At 61.7% G+C, this 16,705-nt stretch carries 7 protein-coding genes and 9 pseudogenes; 8 read left to right on the forward strand and 8 right to left on the reverse strand.

Going from position 1 to position 16,705, the window contains the following annotated elements:
• The first annotated feature begins 563 nt into the window (after nucleotides 1-563).
• From NLN62_RS49775 to NLN62_RS49785, 3 genes are read left to right on the forward strand one after another with little or no spacing between them, the layout of a single operon-like run.
• Nucleotides 564-1,454 (forward strand): hypothetical protein, encoded by an 891-nt coding sequence (locus tag NLN62_RS49775; RefSeq protein ID WP_371933166.1) that lies wholly within the window; start codon nucleotides 564-566, stop codon nucleotides 1,452-1,454.
• On the forward strand, nucleotides 1,444-3,897 hold the full coding sequence (locus NLN62_RS49780) for a glycosyltransferase (RefSeq protein WP_254114096.1): 2,454 nt from the start codon (nucleotides 1,444-1,446) through the stop codon (nucleotides 3,895-3,897). Before NLN62_RS49775 ends, NLN62_RS49780 begins: the two co-directional genes overlap by 11 nt.
• Complete coding sequence (locus NLN62_RS49785) at nucleotides 3,894-6,242, forward strand: glycosyltransferase (RefSeq protein WP_254114097.1); 2,349 nt, start codon at nucleotides 3,894-3,896, stop codon at nucleotides 6,240-6,242. The genes NLN62_RS49780 and NLN62_RS49785 overlap by 4 nt, the downstream gene beginning before the upstream one ends.
• Before the next feature lie 59 nt (nucleotides 6,243-6,301).
• On the opposite strand, the pseudogene rfbD reads toward NLN62_RS49785, so the two are convergent.
• The 3 genes and pseudogenes from rfbD to NLN62_RS49800 all read right to left on the reverse strand — a co-directional run bounded on the left by rfbD (nucleotide 6,302) and on the right by NLN62_RS49800 (nucleotide 7,746).
• Nucleotides 6,302-7,248, reverse strand: a pseudogene (gene rfbD / locus NLN62_RS49790) (dTDP-4-dehydrorhamnose reductase).
• Nucleotides 7,248-7,433 (reverse strand): annotated as a pseudogene (locus tag NLN62_RS49795) (dTDP-4-dehydrorhamnose 3,5-epimerase family protein); the annotation flags it as partial. The pseudogenes rfbD and NLN62_RS49795, both read right to left, overlap by 1 nt.
• A 28-nt stretch (nucleotides 7,434-7,461) precedes the next feature.
• Nucleotides 7,462-7,746, reverse strand: coding sequence for a hypothetical protein (locus NLN62_RS49800; RefSeq protein ID WP_254113946.1), 285 nt, complete (start codon nucleotides 7,744-7,746; stop codon nucleotides 7,462-7,464).
• Between the two features lie 169 nt (nucleotides 7,747-7,915).
• Between NLN62_RS49800 and NLN62_RS49805 the strand changes: the two genes are divergently transcribed.
• Entirely contained in the window at nucleotides 7,916-9,241 is a 1,326-nt protein-coding gene (locus tag NLN62_RS49805; protein WP_254107167.1) for a transposase, read from the forward strand.
• Nucleotides 9,242-9,258: 17 nt separating this feature from the next.
• On the opposite strand, the pseudogene rfbC reads toward NLN62_RS49805, so the two are convergent.
• The 3 pseudogenes from rfbC to NLN62_RS49825 all read right to left on the reverse strand — a co-directional run.
• Nucleotides 9,259-9,504 (reverse strand): annotated as a pseudogene (gene rfbC / locus NLN62_RS49810) (dTDP-4-dehydrorhamnose 3,5-epimerase); the annotation flags it as partial.
• A gap of 1 nt (nucleotide 9,505) precedes the next feature.
• A pseudogene (locus NLN62_RS49815) lies at nucleotides 9,506-9,676 on the reverse strand (methyl-accepting chemotaxis protein); the annotation flags it as partial.
• Between the two features lie 194 nt (nucleotides 9,677-9,870).
• A pseudogene (locus tag NLN62_RS49825) lies at nucleotides 9,871-10,659 on the reverse strand (IS1380 family transposase); the annotation flags it as partial.
• 103 nt (nucleotides 10,660-10,762) lie between these two features.
• On the opposite strand from NLN62_RS49825, the pseudogene NLN62_RS49830 reads away from it, so the two are divergent.
• From NLN62_RS49830 to NLN62_RS49845, 4 genes and pseudogenes are all read left to right on the forward strand, one after another.
• Nucleotides 10,763-11,266 (forward strand): annotated as a pseudogene (locus tag NLN62_RS49830) (IS21 family transposase); the annotation flags it as partial.
• Between the two features lie 138 nt (nucleotides 11,267-11,404).
• Nucleotides 11,405-12,568: an IS110 family transposase gene (locus NLN62_RS49835; protein ID WP_254113964.1), complete on the forward strand. Its 1,164-nt coding sequence runs from the start codon at nucleotides 11,405-11,407 to the stop codon at nucleotides 12,566-12,568.
• Nucleotides 12,569-12,972: 404 nt separating this feature from the next.
• Nucleotides 12,973-14,193, forward strand: a pseudogene (locus tag NLN62_RS49840) (IS256 family transposase); the annotation flags it as partial.
• A gap of 131 nt (nucleotides 14,194-14,324) precedes the next feature.
• Nucleotides 14,325-15,810: pseudogene (locus NLN62_RS49845) on the forward strand (IS66 family transposase); the annotation flags it as partial.
• A gap of 40 nt (nucleotides 15,811-15,850) precedes the next feature.
• On the opposite strand, the gene NLN62_RS49850 reads toward NLN62_RS49845, so the two are convergent.
• Together NLN62_RS49850 and NLN62_RS49855 are read right to left on the reverse strand one after the other, a co-directional pair.
• Complete coding sequence (locus NLN62_RS49850) at nucleotides 15,851-16,450, reverse strand: UPF0149 family protein (RefSeq protein ID WP_254114099.1); 600 nt, start codon at nucleotides 16,448-16,450, stop codon at nucleotides 15,851-15,853.
• Nucleotides 16,451-16,497: 47 nt separating this feature from the next.
• Nucleotides 16,498-16,689, reverse strand: a pseudogene (locus NLN62_RS49855) (transposase domain-containing protein); the annotation flags it as partial.
• Nucleotides 16,690-16,705 lie beyond the last annotated feature (16 nt).

Consider the following 16,705-nt stretch of genomic DNA (forward strand, 5'->3'; position numbering starts at 1 on the left):
GGTCCGTTTCCATCTCGCTCATTTGGTAAGGCGCCAATTTGGATGGCTATAAAATCAAAACGTAACTGTATCAGCCCTCGGCCAGCTCCCGAAGCCTAAACTGCTGTACCACTTGTGTCCTCAAGGATTCGAAGTCCAGGACACATTCTGCTGTTCCAGATTGAAATTCATATGACAAATGCATGACAGACGTTGGTTGTGCTCATCCGTCTTGATGGGCTGCTTACATCCATCGCAATTGTCGTGAGCCTCCTTGATGAGCACCAAACAACTCCGCGTCAACTATGGCAAAGCTGCCGTCGAAACTTGATCAGCGTCAATGACAGTGCGAATGTGATCGAGCTATTAATAGGCTTTGTCAAATGGCGGAGCGGCTCAATGTAAAACCGAACAGATGCCCACGGTATCTGTTGCCGCCGGAATGGCGGTATCGCCGTTCGCTTACGAACGCTCCCTAAAAGCGTCTCGTTCGCTGAGAGACCCTCCGTTTCTCAAATGGTTCAGGCATGATAGTCGGCAACGAACAGCAATCCTGTTAATCGGATCGGATTTGGAGGGCAATGATGGACGCTGTTGAGCAGCAGAAAGTCGTCAGTCTCGATCGGGGATTGTTCTTCGTGAGCTACGCGAGAGCGGACGATCTTGCCTTCCCGCCTCGCGTTATGGTTGTGCCGACGCAGGGACATGAGGGGCGCATGGAAATTATCATGCATCCCGATGCGAGCGAGCCATACCTTTGGGCGCCCAATTGCGGTCTGATGGTGCGCGTCAACACGCCCGGCACGTTGCAGATTCAGGTTCAGCCGATGCGAACGGGAGGATCGCGCGCGGCCATGGTTCGTATCGAACCGATTCCATCCGGCCGCGCACCACTCGTCGCGCAAAGTGAGCGCGCGGTCTTGCACGCAAATGTTGCAATGGGGGACCTCAAGGTCCTCGGCCACGTTGCAGGTCGCGGCGATGTTGTCGTCGCGCCCAACGCATGGATTGCAGGTCCAACGGCCCCTTCGCGCATCGAAGGAATTGCCCTTGACTGGCCGGAGAAGCCTGTGGGCCTCGATATTCGCTATGCGGTCCAATTCGCCAATGGCCACGCGGGCAGCGGCAAAATGGTTTCACTCGGGACTTATGCTGGCACCCGCGGACGAGCCTTGCCGATCACGGCCGTCGTGCTGGAAATCAGCGGGGTCGATGGATTCGAGTTCGTAGCGGAAGCGACGTTCCTGAACGCGGCGACTTTGCGCGCCGTCGGCAAACGGGTGGTGCTGTCGGGGCCGGCCAGCCGCGAGCCTCTGGTCGGCATTCGTATCGGCGTCAACCGAGCAGTGGACAATGTCGTGCCCGCAAAGCCGGCACGTCAGCCAGTCGGCTCGGGCAGGGTGCGTGTTTTCCGCAGTCGAGCTCCCAAGGGAGTTCCGTCGGCTAACGAGATCGGACCACCGCATGGTTCTTGACTCGGTCACTAACGTCCCTTCGCTTGGTGGGCCTTGCGCGCATATCACGCTCGAACGCCTCGCAGCCGAGGCGCTGACCGCGCAGGACTTCGCGGCGGCGCTCAAATACGTCGATCGACGCATTCGAGTTGCGCCTCCACCAGCAGCACACTGCTTCGTTCTCCGCGCCGAGGCCGCTTGGCGGCTTGGACTTAGCGAAGCTGCCTTGGCCGACCTTGAGCAGGCGCTTGTTGTCGATCCTTCCGATGTCGGCGCCAACCGCCGGATGCTGTCGTGGGCTGCCGACGATCGGCGACGGGCCGCAGCCGCTCAACTGATGTGTCGCGAAGCCAATCCGGCCATCCTTCGAGCTGCCATCGCGGAGCTACGGCGCGCGGGGGGCCGGCATTGGGCGGCCTGCTGTGTTTTCGACAATGACGTGACCGGCTGGGTCGCTTGGACCGAGTCTCTCCCCGTCAAAATAAGCCTTGCAACCGAAGACGGCACACTGACGAGCATTCTCGAGCCCAATCCGTTTCACCCTCTGGCGAGCGCGGACGTGCTGGCGACGACCTTTTTGGTTCGACGGCCGCCGTCCGTAGCACCTCAGATCGTGACGTTGAGATGCGGCGAAGAGATCATTCAGGTCCGACGCGTGGCACCCAACCTCGCCTCGACGGTGAGCCTTCGTTCCGTTCCCCACCCTTCCACCAAGCTCGGATCGAACGTCGATCCGACCGTTATCGTTCCCGTCTATAAGGATACACGAGCAACGATCGAATGCTTCGAGAGTCTCGACAAGGCAAGGCGCCCGCTGGGATCCCGCAAGAACGCCTTTCAGGTACTCGCCATCGATGACGCCAGTCCCGAGGTGGGGCTGCGGCGTTATCTGAGCGAACTCGCTGCAGCAGGGAAGATCCGCCTTCTCGTGAACGAGGTCAATCTCGGCTTCGTCGGCGCGATCAATCAGGCGCTGAGTGAGATCTCGACGGGCGATGTCGTGCTGCTCAACTCAGACACGCTCGTCCCACCTGGCTTCGTCGATCGATTGGCTGATGCAGCACGTTCCGCACCGAATATCGGAACTGTCACTCCGCTCTCCAATAACGGCGATATCTTCTCCTTTCCAACGCCAAACGATGTCAATCCGATGCCGGGCTATGACGAGATCGTCGCGATTGATCGCATCGCAAGCATCACCAACGCGGGCAGCGCAATCGATGTCGCAAGCGGCATCGGATTCTGCCTCTATGTGACGCGCGCCTGCCTCGACAGTGTGGGCGAGTTCTCGGATAATTTTGAGCGTGGCTATCTTGAGGACGTCGATCTCTGCCTCCGCGCGCGAGCCAACGGCTTCCGCAATATTTGCGCACCGTCGGTCTATGTCGGCCATCATGGCTCGAAATCCTTTCAAGAGGAAAAGCGAGGTCTTGTGCTTCGCAATCTCGTCATTTTGGACCAGCGATTCCAGAACTACCGCCAGGAATGCCGCGCCTTTGAAATCGCCGATCCACTACGGCCAGCGCGCGCGGCGCTCGAGCGCGCGCTACCATGGCCGGCGGAGCCGTCGGTGCTGGTGCTCGCGAGCGCGCGGACCTGCCCTGCTGTAACCGATGCGCGGATGCGCCATCTTCGGTTGCATGGCGAGCGCGGGATCCTCCTCCTGCGGGAGCACGACGTTCTTCATCTCAGGTCTGCCGATGGAGGTTTGCCGCAGGCCACGCGTTTGAGCCTCGCCCCAGGGGCAGATCTCGCCAGTGCCGACGAAATCCTAATGCGGTTATCACCAACACGTGTCGAGCTCCTTGAGCCGACCCCGCCGCCGCGGCTGATCGAGCTGATTCGGGGCCTAAATCTTCCGGTCCATCGCTGGCTGATATCGGATAGCATGAGCGAGATCGCTTCCCTGCCCTCCGAGACGACCCTGCTTCTCGTCCCCAGCAAAGCGGCTAAGGCCTTTGCGCAAAAAAGATGGCCCAATCGCAAGACCGTCCTACATGACTGGGCGACATGCTCGCTGACATTGCCTCCGCTCTCCGCCTCAGGTAATTCTCTCGTCATCGTCCCCTCTATGCCATCGCCCGTATCCCTGCGCACGATACGAGCTTTGGCAGATCGTCTGAGGAGGCGCGCCCCCTGGCTACCGATCGTCATCGCCGGGGCAACGTGCGGCGATGATCGCCTGATGTCGCAGCCCAATCTCTTCGTCACGGGCGCGGTTGCTGCGGATGAACTGGGTAAGGTCCTTGCACCGTACAATCCGGGCTGGCTCCTGACTGATTTCGAGCAGCCCGCGTTCGGTCATCCTCTCGTCGAAACCACCAAACAGGCGACACGGCCGGTCGCTTATCGCGACTGGTCCGGGGGCGCGCTGAAACCCCGCAAAGGCGACCTTGCCATTGAAGCCAACGTGGACGCGGCAGGGCTTGTCGACTGCGTGGTCGACTGGATCACGCCTTTATGAGCATGTCGCGTCTCTCCCGCCCCGAGATCGAACCGTTGATCACGCCAAAGCTTGTCAGCCGCCTTGCGCTCGCGAGCGATGGCACGTTGTCCGGCTTCGTGTACTCGCCCCAGGCGCCGGAGCGCCGCTTCACCGTAGAGATTTTGCTAGACGGGCTGGTGTTCAGAACAGCCTATGCCGACGCCTTCGTTCCCGCGCTTGCTGAACAAGGACTCGAGGCGAGTTGCGGGTTCGCGATCGCGATCGAGCCAAATTTGCTTCGCGCCGCGCGCGCCCTCGAGGCGCGCCTAGCCAATCTTGACGCGCCCGTCGGCCGCCCTCTTGATCTCGCGCGTGACCACGCAAGTCTCGCTGATCTGCGCAAGACATGCGAGTTACGCTGGCTTGGCGGGCTGCATTTCGAAGGTTGGATCGACAGCGAACCCGCTCTCTTCTTGGAAGCGATTGTTGACGGAGAGGCCGTCGCGCAGGTTCACGCTACAGCTTGGACCCATAGCGGTGAACCCGCCGCACGTCGGATCGTACGCGCCTTCCATCTCCACGTTCCCCAACGTTTTGCCAACGGACGCGTTCACAGGATTTCCTTGCGCAGGGGGAACGGAGAGCCAATCCCGGCGACGACCGTGTTTGTTGCCTTTCCTGACGGTCTCACCGGAATGATCGACGCCCTTGGCGGCTATGGTGCCGAGCGTCTGCGCGGTAAGCTGTATGATCAACTCATTCCAGCTTCGCTTCCCCTCTCCGACTACGTGAATTGGCGCGATCGCTTCCCGCTGCCGGCGCCGCAGGAGAGTGGCCTTTCGCTCGCTGTAGTCGTTGCCGGCGCCGCCGGCACTGAGCAAACCCTCGCCGCGCTGGACGCCCAGACCTACGAAAGATGGATGGCAGGCGTGATCGACGGTAAGCCGCTGTCCGTCGACCCCGACGCTATCCTGGAATTTCTGGACGATGCCGCATTCGATGCACATCACATCGTCATCGCGATGCCAGGTGTCGTGCTCGAGCCAAATGCCCTGGCGCGAATCGCTGCCGCATTCGCCGCCTATCCGGATGCGATCGCCCTGTACGGCGATCTCGATTTTCTTGCCGAGGACGGCCGACTCTGGCCGCTAGCCTTTCCCGCCTTTGACTATGAGAGAATGCTCGAGCAAGGCTATTGTGCGCATCTGTTCGCCGCGCGACGGGACGTCCTGCGCACAGGCCTCGAGGCCCGCCCCGACAATCTCTACCGCCTCTTCAACTGCCTGCTCGATCACGCTGGTCCGCACCAAGATTGTATCCTTCACTTGCCGGGAGCGCTGGCAACGCTGCCTAAACTCGATCGAGCGAACGCAAGCTACCAGCTTGCCGCGGCGAGCCAGATGCACCTCGACGCACGCGGCATCAGCGCGGACGTGATTCCACAGCGCGGCCATCTCTTTCCAGCGGTCCGAATTGGTCGAGCGATGGCGTATCAGCGCGTCACTGTGGTCATACCGACCCGCGATCGTCTCCCGCTCCTGCGGACCTGTCTCGACAGCATCGCGCCCGCGGTCGATCGCTGCCGCGCAGATATTCTTGTCGTCGACAATGACAGTGCCGATCCGGACACCATGGCCTACCTTGCAGGTCTGGCGAGACGCGGCGTGCGGACCTTGCGGGTCGAAGGCCCCTTCAACTTCGCAAGGCTCAACAATCAAGCCTGCACGGTTCTCGACAGCGACGTGCTGTGTCTGCTCAACAACGATATCGAAGCGAGCTCCGACGATTGGCTCGTGGAGATGCTGACGCGGCTGGCCGAGCCTGATGTCGGTGCGGTCGGCGCGCTCCTGACCTGGCCTGGCGGCGTCGTTCAGCATGGCGGTGTCGTGTTGGGGATGAATTTTGCGGCGTCGCACGCCTTTACCGACAGATTCGCCAACGATCCGGGCTTTCTCGATCAACTCCGGGTGGCGCACGAATGCAGCGCCGTGACTGCGGCCTGCCTCGCGACGAGACGAAGCGACTATCTTGCCGTTGGTGGAATGGACGAAGCGCGCTTTGCCGTCGCCTTCAACGACGTGGATTATTGCTTACGGCTGCGCCAGGCGGGCAAGCGCATCGTTTTCACGCCGCATGCGAAGCTGGTCCACACCGAATCGGCGAGCCGCGGTGTGGATGATCGTGCCGATCGACGCGGCCGGTTCGAGCACGAACTTAGCCTGCTTCGGGCGCGCTGGGGTGAGTGGCTCAACGAGGACCCCACTTACAATCCGCAGCTGTCGCGCGATGGGATTCCCTACAGCGGCCTCGCCTGGCCGCCGGGGCCGCGTAACCCTCGCTACAATCATCTTGCGCCAGCGCGCGACGTGCCGTTGGGGTTTTGAGGCAGCGCCTCATCGCCCCTCAAGATCGCCGCGCGCTCTTTGCTCGATCCGCCACTGTATCATGAATAGGCTCGCCGCTGGAGCGGGCGCGCCGGCTCAATACCCGCAGCTTCTTCCTGAACGAAATCGTCGAGTTCGACCGACAGCGCCACCTGCCAGGCCGGCGTGATCACTCCGAATTGTCTGTTCAGGCGCGACAGGTCGAGTCGGGAGTTGCAGGGCCGCATCGCGCTGGTCGGGAAATCAGCCGTGGCGATCGGAACGATCGTTTCCACCTGGAGCTTCAGACCGCGCGACCTGAGGCCGGCGACGATGGTGCTCGCAAAGCCATGCCAACTGGTCTGGCCGGTGCAGACGAGATTGACGACGCCGCCTTTGCGCGCAAAGTGCTCATTCAGGTTTCACAGATTTGGCAGCACGATATCAGCAATGGCACTAGCGATCGTCCTCGCCGTCGTCGGCGCGCCGATCTGGTCGGCAACGATGCGCAGCTCTTTGCACTCGGGCCCAAGCCGCGCGATGGTGCGCAGGAAGTTCGCGCCTTTGGCGGCGTAGACCCAGGAGGTGCGCGCGGTCAGATGCGGACCGCCGGCCGCGCGAATGGCAGTGTCGCCGGCAAGCCTGCTCGCGCCATAGACCGAAAGCCGGGCCCGTCGGACTATCCTCGCGCCACGGCGGCCTCCCCGGAGCCGTCGAAGACATAGTCGGTGGAAAAATGCACCAGCGGCCCGCGGTGTTTCGCCGCCCATTGGGCGATGACCTCTGGGCCTCCAGCATTGATGCGGAATGCGACCTCGCGCTCGTCTTCAGCGCGGTCTACGGCGATTTAGGCCGCGGGGTTGATGATGAGATCGGGCTTGAAGATGTCGAGCTCGCAGACAAGCCGTTCACGCTTGGACATATCAAACTCCGCGATGCCAGGCGCAACGATCGTACCGAGCCCTGCCAGGAGTGGTTGCAATGCGCCTCCGACCTGGCCGTCGGTTCCTGTCAACAATATCCGCATCAGATTTGCCCGTAGGCTGGAAGGTTTTTCGAGTCGGCAAGGAGCGGCGCGTCCGCATCCTTCCCCGACAGCGACGTTCGATACCCCCAGTTGATGCCGATCGTGGGATCGTTCCAGCGGATCGAGATCTCGTTCTTGGGACTATAGAAATCGTCGCATTTGTAGAAAAAGTCCGCGGTCTCTGAGCTTGACTTTGGCCAATTTTACACTTGTTCATCTTGTACGCGGAACCCTGAACATCGGATCGTTCTCGACGATTTCATGAGCGCTCGTGAGCATGAGTTTCATGCGCCCCATATTGCCAAAGGTCGTCCAGCGCCCCTTCACGTTCGACCAGTAGAAGAGCTCGAAGCGATCGGTATCTGGAATGGGGCGCAGCCGTGCGACCGGATTTGAAGTCCGACGGTTGATAACTAAATAACCGCCACTGCTCTTTTCTATGTCGTGATGCGTGAACTGAGCAGCAATCTGGGCAAGCGTTGGGTCGGATTTTGCCATAGCGCTCAATGTGCTCGATGGGTGCCGCGCGGGCCAGGATGAATCGGTTTGCCGACTCAATTTGTCGCAGCTGGACGAGGTTGCTGCGATTCATCGTGCCGATTCTACCGATGGGATGCAACATGCCCGCCTTCTCCCCCGCTCTTGCGATCCGCTGCCGCCGCGTTTTGTGGCCCGGCTTGCCGTCTTCACCGATCTGTTCACACGCCCCACTTGGCTGAATGTTCTGACGCTGCTCGCCGGCGTTATCCTGGCGCCCGGCCGGCGCACTGTCACGGCGGCGCTGCGCATCTTAGGGCGGGAGCGCGATCGCGATTTCTGTACTTTCCATCGCGTCCTCAACCGAGTGGCGTGGTCGTCGCGGGCCGCGGCAGGCCACCTGCTGCTCCTGCTGATCAAGGTCTTCGTGCCGGCCGGCGAGGCGGTGGTGATCGGGCTCGATGACACCATTGAGCGGCGCTGGGGGCCCAAGATCAGCGCCCGCGGCATCTATCGCGATCCGGTGCGCTCCTCCAAGGGGCACTTCGTCAAAGCCAGCGGCCTGCGCTGGCTTTCTGCCATGTTGCTGGTGCGCGTGCCGTGGGCCGATCGCGTCATGGCGCTGCCTTTCCTCACGCTGCTCGCCCCCTCCAAACGCTTCTATGACGGCAAATCGCGCTCGCCCAAGACGCTGCTCGATTGGGCCCGCCAGGCCGCCCGGCAAATCCGCCGCTGGTTGCCCGATCGATATATCGTACTGGTCGCCGACAGCGCCTTTGCGGCCATCGAATTCCTTGCCGCAGTCCGCAAGCACGTCTGCGTCGTCACCCGCCTGCGCCTCGATGCCAACCTGTTCGAATTTCCCCGACCAAAGCGCAAAGCTCGTGGCCGCCCTCCAATTCGAGGCAAGCCCCACAAAAAACTCTCTGCCATCCTCAAGGATCGCAACGTGTCCTGGACGCGTTATCGGGTCAGTCTCTGGTACGGCCGAACCAATCGCACCGTCGAGATCGCAACCGGCACTGCGCTGTGGTATCGCGGCGGTGTTCCGCCGGTGCCGATCCGCTGGCTGCTCGTCCGCGACCCAACCGGCGAACTCGACCCACAGGCTTTCCTGGCGACCGATCTCAACGCTCATCCCCGCGACATCCTCGCTTGGTTCGTCAGTCGCTGGCAGGTCGAAGTCACCTTCGAGGAAGTTCGCGCTCACCTCGGTGTCGAGACCCAGCGCCAGTGGTCGGACAAAGCCATTCTGCGCTCCACCCCGATTTTGCTCGGCCTCTACTCCATCATCACTCTATGGACCCACGACCTCGCCAAGGCACGAAAGCTGAAGCCCAGAACCGCAGCTTGGTATCCAAAAGCCACCCTGACCTTTAGCGATGCGATCGCCGCCGTTCGACGCCAAATATGGGCTCATCAGATTTCTTTCATGTCCCGGCCGCGCCGTGACAGCATAGAAATTCCGCGCCATATCTGGCGCCGGATGGAGAATGCGCTCGCCTACGCCGCATAAATCGGCCAAAGTCGAGCTGAGAGCACCAGGAAACCGTGCGCGAAGCCGCGCGCGGAACCCATAATTGCCGCCGGTTCTCGTCGCTCAATTCAACGGCGACGTGACGTCAAAATTTTGGGCTCCCGACGCGTATGTCGACGGCGACGTCGAGGACCTTGCCTCGCAGCACGGCGACCAGTTTGCAATGGGTGATGGGGATTTTGCAGATGCAGACCACGCAGCACACCGTAGCGCGAGCGGGACATTTTGTCCTGTACGAAGGTTGGCGAGGCTCTTCACTTCGGAAGCGACGACTGCGAAACCGCGTCCGGCTTCGCCAGCGCGCGCAGACTCGATCGTCGCATTGAGCGCGAGCAGATTGATCTGCCCCGTGATGTTATTGATCAACTCGACGATACCGCTCATCGCCTGCGCGGCCTCGGTGAGGCGCTGGGCAGCCTCAATGGCATATCGGGCGATGTCGTGAGTGCGCTGAGCTCTATCAAGCAGGCAATCAATGATGTCAGCGAATACGTGACATCCACTGCCGCCGCCATCGAGGAGCAAAGCACGGTGACCAACGAGATGTCGACCAGCATGCAGCGTGCCGCCGCGGAATGGGGCGGGTGAGCGGGCGCAGGCCCGGTCGGTTACGGGCCGAGCGGGAGCGGCGCGCCGGGCAAGCTGCGGAAGAGGTCGGCTTCGGGGCATGCCGCGGCGAACGCAAGGCGAATGCGGCTCGCGGTTTCGACGACCCGGGCTGCGAGTTTCAAGAGACGAAGACGCAGCGTCGCGAACTCGGCAGTGGCCAATTCCCGGACTTTGGGAATGGCGCCGCGCACGGTAAGCATCGACCAATAAGCGGCGGTGTGGAGAATGAGACGGACCTGGTTGGCGAGCGCCGAACGGCAACTGGTGCGATCGGAGGCGAGCTGCGTCTTATGCAGCTTGATCAGATTTTCGGCTTGGCCGCGCGCGCAATACAGGCTGTCGTAGATCCACTCGGCCGAGCCGACATCGAGGCTGGTGACGACGAAGCGGATGTCGAGGCCGAGCATCGTCGCCTCAATACGGGCGACAGTGCGCCGTTCGTGATCCCAGGACTTTGCCTTGTGGCGCGTCTCGGTATAGCCGCGCAGAACAGGCAGGTTCTCGATGGCGCGTCGCGTGCGAATGTCGTCGGCGACCTCGTCGACTTTTCTGGCGAGAGGCTTGGTACCGGACAGACCGAAGATGTAGTCGATGCCGTTGTTCTCGCACCACGTCATGGCCTCCGGCCGAGCATAGTGCCCGTCGCCACGGAACGTAATTCGCGTCTTGTGCCACCGCGTCCGGATATGCCGTATCAGGCGGCGCAGATGGGCACGCACCTCGACGCCGCCCGGCGTCTTGCCGGGCCGCAGCACGACCGCCACGGGCCGGCTCTTCTCTGTGTTTCGGCATGGAATAAGGACCCCGTATTCGGGGTAATCGGCATCCAATCGGGACCCCGGGGCAAGGGTCCACAGTGGCTTCCATTGAGTCATGGAAGCCGAGGTTGGGATGCTGGTAGTGGAGACGATTGCCAAGATCCGTCGCGCCTATTTTGTTGATGGTCGTCCGATCATGGCGATCTGCCGAGAACTCGGCGTGTCGCGGAAGGTGGTCCGCAAGGTTATTCGTTCTCAAGCAACGGAGTTTCGGTACGAACGGGAGACGCAGCCGCTCCCGAAGATGGGGCCGTGGAGTTCCGAGCTTGACCGGCTGTTGGCGGCAAATGAGAGCAAGGCGGCACGGGAACGGCTGACGCTGATCCGGTTGTTCGAAGAGCTTCGCGGCTTGGGCTATAACGGCGGCTATGACGCGGTTCGTCGCTACGCGCGACGCTGGAGCCGGGAGCGCGGCACCTCGACAGCATCAGCCTATGTCCCGCTGAGCTTTGCGCCAGGCGAAGCCTATCAGTTCGACTGGAGCCACGAGGTCGTGCTTTTGAGCGGCACCACGGTGATGGTGAAGGTCGCCCACGTCCGGCTCTGCCACAGTCGCATGCTGTTCGTGCGGGCCTATCTCGTCAGAGCTATGGCCGAAACTGGGTGATGACGGGTTGAGAGAGGCGGCGTATCGAGATCCCATGGGTGGATGGTAGCCGGCATTTTTGGTGCAGAATGTGGTTGCCAATAACACACATGCTGAGGGACCATGCTTATGGCCGCACGATCCGAACAACCGACTACCATCCGCACTGATCTTAGCGCAATTTTCGTTTCCTTGGAGCTCAGTCGCTCGACCTGGTTGATCACGTCGTTGTCGCCGGGAAGCGGCGAGAAGATGTCAAAATATTCGATGTCGGCTGGCGACGTTTCGGGATTGTTCGCGTTATTTTCGAAGCTGCGCGAGAAAAGTCGTGCCAGGACCGGACAAGCCTATCCGATCGTGGCCATTCAAGAGGCCGGCCTGGACGGCTTCTGGATTCACCGGGTCCTTGAGAAGGAAGCTATTGAAAGTCACGTCGTGGATCCGGCCTCAATTGCGACGTCGCGCCGATCCAGGCGAGCAAAGACCGATCGTATCGATGGGGAGGCGTTGTTGCGGACCCTAATGGCATACAAGCGAGGAGAGCCGCGCGTGTGCTCCATGGCGCGAGTTCCTTTGCCTGAGGAAGAGGACAGACGCAGGATCACTCGCGAGCGCAAGGCTCTGATCATCGAACGTATCGCACACGTCAATCGCATCAAAGGTCTATTATTCTCGCAGGGGATCGCCAATTATGAGCCGCTGCGCAAGGATCGACGACAGCGGCTTGCCGATCTGCAAACTGGCGATGGACGTATGCTGCCAGCGCATATGAAGGCGCAGCTCTGCCGGGAGATCGATCGGCTCGAGCTCTTGCTAAAACAGATCAAAGCGGTTGAGGACGAGCGCGATGCGCTCATCGCTGCGGCACAATCTGCTGCAGCAACGCCGGAACCTGTCGCGATGCTGCTCGACCTCAAGGGCGTCGGCACCGAGTTCGCCGCCGTTTTGTGGTCTGAAGGGTTGTTTCGCCATTTTGACAATCGTCGTCAAGTTGCCGCTTACGCGGGGTTGACGCCGACGCCTTGGCAGAGCGGATCAATTGATCACGAGCAAGGGGTATCGAAAGCGGGTAACCCAAGGCTACGGACGACAATGATCCAAATGGCTTGGCTGTGGCTACGACATCAGCCTAATTCCGCGTTGGCTCAGTGGTTCAACGAACGTGTTCGGCGCAATGGCGGTCGCTTGAAGAGGTCTACGATTGTAGCGCTCGCGCGCAAGCTACTCGTTGCACTCTGGAAGTATGTAACTGCGGGCATCATTATCGAAGGCGCCGTCCTGAAGAACAAGTAAACATCGGCTGCAGCTCAAACATCAACTTCTTCTAGAAATCTACCAGGACTCGATCTGTCTTGGCGGATTCAGGTCGGCGAACCGTACCCGCCTCTGGCGAAATGCCGTTTTTCGAGAGTGGTTTCGCCACCCTGAGCCCCGCCCGCGCGCAAGCGGGATATTGGTGCAGCCGCAATGAGCGGCGACCGAATGTGAGGTTGACCAGGCTCGGCAAACCAGCCGCGTCACGCAATCGGGCTCAGAACTTGAATGCCGTTTTGGAGAATTGCTCATGCTTTGCGATGAATGATCTTGACACGGCGCGCCCCCATGTGAGGCGGGTGTCGAGCCTGCCAGAACCTCAAGGAGAGCGATACGCCATGAACGAGACTACCAAGATTCTCCCCTTCCGTCAGCGGTCGGCGGTTGACGATCCACTGACAGAAATCCTGCGCAATGGAGCCCGTGATCTGCTCGCCAGGGCGGTCGAAATCGAACTGCAGGCGTTTCTGGAGACGACGGCGGAGCTGAAGCTGCCGGGTGGCCGCGCCCGTGTGGTCCGGCACGGCCATGGCCCTACGCGCAAGGCTGCCACGGGGATCGGCGCAATCGAGGTCGCCCGGCCCAAGGTGAGAGACCGCGGCGCCAGCTCAGCCGATCGGATCCGCTTCAGCTCGGCGATCCTGCCGCTGTGGGCGCGGCGGACGAAGAGCCTGGATGCCCTGCTGCCGATCCTTTACCTGCGCGGCATCTCGACCGGCGACTTCCAGGAGGCGCTGTCGGCGCTGCTCGGCAAGGACGCGCCGAACCTGTCGCCGTCGGTGATTGCACGCCTGACGGCCGACTGGCAGGCCGAGTACGAGCGTTGGCAGCGACGTGACCTGTCGGCGCGGCGCTACGTCTATCTGTGGGCCGATGGGGTTTATTTGCAGGCCCGGATGGAGGATCACAGCGAATGTATCCTGGTGCTGGTCGGCGCGACGCCGGAGGGCCGCAAGGAATTGGTCGGCTTCCAGGTCGGCGCCCGCGAGAGCGCCCAGAGTTGGCGTGAGCTCTTGATCGATGTGAAGCAGCGCGGCCTGCGGATCGCTCCCCAAGTGGCGGTCGGTGACGGCGCGCTGGGGTTCTGGAAGGCCCTTGATGAGGTCTTCCCTGGCACGCGCCACCAGCGGTGCTGGTGCCACAAAGTCAGCAACGTGCTCGACAAGGTCGCCAAATCCGTGCAGCGCGCGATGAAGAACGATCTGCGGAACGTCTATCTGGCGCCGAGCCGGGCGAAAGCCGAAGCCGCGATCGACACCTTCGTCGAGAAATACCGTGCCAAATACGGACCTGCGGTCGAGTGCTTGATCAAGGATCGTAAGGCGCTGCTCGCGTTCTTCGACTTCCCTGCCGAGCATTGGGTTCATCTGCGCACCTCGAATCCGATCGAGAGCGTGTTCGCCACGGTGCGGCACCGGACGGTGCGAACGAAAGGATCGCTCTCGCCGAAAACCGCCAAGCTGATGGTGTTCAAGTTGATCGACGCCGCATCGAAGACCTGGCGCCGACTGAAAGGAACAAATCAGTTGCCGAAGGTCATCGCCGGTGTAAAGTTCACCGACGGCATCGAGGTCATTCCGACCGCTGAAAGCCACGCCGCCTGATCAGGCCACGTCCCCCAGAATCAGCCATAGCTCGGAATAGATTGGCGTCATCCGCAGGAAACATGGCGCCCGACGCGTGTCGGATAGCATTTTGCGATTGCATATTTGTGCTGATCTGATTCGATGGCTTCGTGACATCGAAAACGGACGATCTTCCCTCTGACCTTGCGAGCGCCCTGGCGGCGTTGCGGGTTGAGCGCGAGGCTCTTCGGGCCGAACGAGAAGCGCGTCAGCAAGCCGAGACGAAGGCTGCGAGTGCGCAGGCCGAAGCAGCCAACGCGCTGGCAAAGCTGTCCGGCAACGAAGCGCTGATTGCACATCTTGAGCTGCGCATCGAGACGCTGAAACGCGAGCTTTATGGGCAGCGCTCCGAGCGCGGGGCGCGACTGATCGACCAGCTGGAACTGCAGCTTGAAGATGTTGTTATGTCGGCGACCGAGGACGAGCTCGCCGCGGCCGCTGCAGCGGCGAAGACGCAGAGCGTACGCGCCTTCACGCGCAAGCGGCCGGTGCGCAAGCCCTGGCCGGACGACATCGAGCGCGAGCGCATCGTCATCGATCCTCCAACGGCCTGCCACTGTTGCGGCGGGTCGCGGCTGTCGAAGCTGGGCGAGGATGCAAACAGGACGCTGGAGGAGATCCCGCGCCGGTTCAAGTTGATCGAGACGGTCCGCGAGAAGTTCACTTGCCGCGATTGCGGGCAGGTCAGCCAGGCACCGGCGCCGTTCCATGCCACGCCGCGCGGCTTCATTGGTCCGCAGCTGCTGGCGACAATCCTGTTCGACAAGTACGGCATGCACATCCCGCTCAACCGCCAGAGCTCCCGGTTCAAATGCGAGGGCATCGACATGCCGGTGACCACGCTGGCCGACCAGGTCGGCCACGGGACCTTCGCGCCCTGGCTCCGATCTCCGAGCTGATAGAGAAGCATGTCTTCGCGGCCGAGCGTCTTCACGGCGACGACACCACCATCCGCATCCTGGCGAAGGGCAAGTGCACAACTGGACGCATCTGGGTTTATGTTCGGGATGACAAGCCCTTCGCGGGCACCGCTCCGCCAGCTGCAGTCTATTACGCCTCGAGCGACCGACGGGGTGAACATCCCCAGAAACACCTGGTTGGGTACCAGGGCATCCTTCAGGCTGACTGTTACAGCGGTCTCAATCCGTTGTTCGACGAGCGGCGGAAGGACCGGCCGCTCACGCCCGCCTTCTGCATGGCCCATGCCCGCAGGGGGTTCTTCGAGCTGGCCGACATCGAGAAGAATGCCCGGGACGGCGGAAAGGGCAAGCCGATCTCCCCGATCGCGCTGGAGGCCGTCAAACGGCTCGACGCCTTGTTCGAGATCGAACGTGGGATCAACGGCAAGACAGCCGCCGAGCGGCGTGCCGTGCGCCAGGAAAGGAGCAAGCCGTTGTTCGACGAACTGCACGCCTGACTGCTGCGCGAGCGCGAAACCCTCTCGCGTTCTTCCGAGGTCCTGAAGCCAATGAACCAATGAACTACATGCTCAGCCGCTGGGACGACTTCGCCCGCTTCCTCGACGACGGTAGAATCTGCCTGACGAACAATGCCGCAGAAAGAGCGCTGCGCGGCGTGGCTGTGGGCAGGCGCAACGTAAGCGGTACGAGAGGGCCACGGACTTGGCGCGGACGGCCTACGCGCCACGCTTGAAGCGTATAGGCATCCAGAACTGTCGCAGGGCCTCGACGGTTGCTGGAATGTCGCGCCAGGCGTTTTGGACGATGGGTTGTGTTCCCAGTGTGCGCCGGGCCGGGGGCAGCAAGGGCCGACCGGCGTCATCGATGCAATGGACCAGGATCGGCCGCAGCATAAGGTGTTCGGTTCCGTTCGGGGAGAGAAGCCGCGACCAGACGAGAAGCCGAAGCTTCATGACGGCGTAGAAGCCCATGCACCAAGGCTGCGGGTCGACGTCGCCGTCCGGCGATCGCACGAACAGCGGCTCGAAGCTCTCCGGTCTCGTCGACAGCGTCTCGCTGATCGCGTTGTGGCGCATCAGCGTGGCAGCGATCGCCGAGAACTCCTCGGTGTCGTGATTGAAGGCGTCGGGATCGACGCCGAGGAGCGGGCACACCCATTCCTCGGAGGCCATCGAGACCGGCCCGGCGACGACAGCGGCCACTGCGCCGTCGAGCATGGAGAGCGACGTCGCCCGCGGATGCCGAAGCGTCGGCGACCTGGCGCGCTCGCTCATCCATTGCCCGAGCCGCTCGAATGACATGGCATAGTCCGCCATCGTCCTCTTGACCGGCTTACGCGTTACTCGCCGTTGCTTCCGCTTCGTCATGCCACGGCACGCTTTTCGGCTTCGCGCGCGGCCTTCCAGTTCCAGGCCAGAAGTTCGTGAAGCTGGTGGGTCTTCGTGGCGCCGCTCACCATGCGTTCGAGAACGTCGACGAGATAGGCCTCGGGGTCGAGGCCATTCAATTTGGCCGTGTTAAGAAGCGAAGAGAGTACCGCCCATGTCTCGCCCCCGCCTTCCGAAGGGGCC

It is taken from the genome of Bradyrhizobium sp. CCGUVB23 (assembly GCF_024199885.1).
In the GTDB taxonomy this organism is placed as follows: domain Bacteria; phylum Pseudomonadota; class Alphaproteobacteria; order Rhizobiales; family Xanthobacteraceae; genus Bradyrhizobium.

Coding starts and splice junctions, on each gene's coding strand:
- NLN62_RS49775 (WP_371933166.1), top strand. CDS start 564: ATGGACGCTGTTGAGCAGCAGAAAGTCGTCAGTCTCGATCGGGGATTG.
- NLN62_RS49780 (WP_254114096.1), top strand. CDS start 1,444: ATGGTTCTTGACTCGGTCACTAACGTCCCTTCGCTTGGTGGGCCTTGC.
- NLN62_RS49785 (WP_254114097.1), top strand. CDS start 3,894: ATGAGCATGTCGCGTCTCTCCCGCCCCGAGATCGAACCGTTGATCACG.
- NLN62_RS49800 (WP_254113946.1), bottom strand. CDS start 7,746: ATGGCAAAATCCGACCCAACGCTTGCCCAGATTGCTGCTCAGTTCACG.
- NLN62_RS49835 (WP_254113964.1), top strand. CDS start 11,405: ATGGCCGCACGATCCGAACAACCGACTACCATCCGCACTGATCTTAGC.
- NLN62_RS49850 (WP_254114099.1), bottom strand. CDS start 16,450: ATGGCGGACTATGCCATGTCATTCGAGCGGCTCGGGCAATGGATGAGC.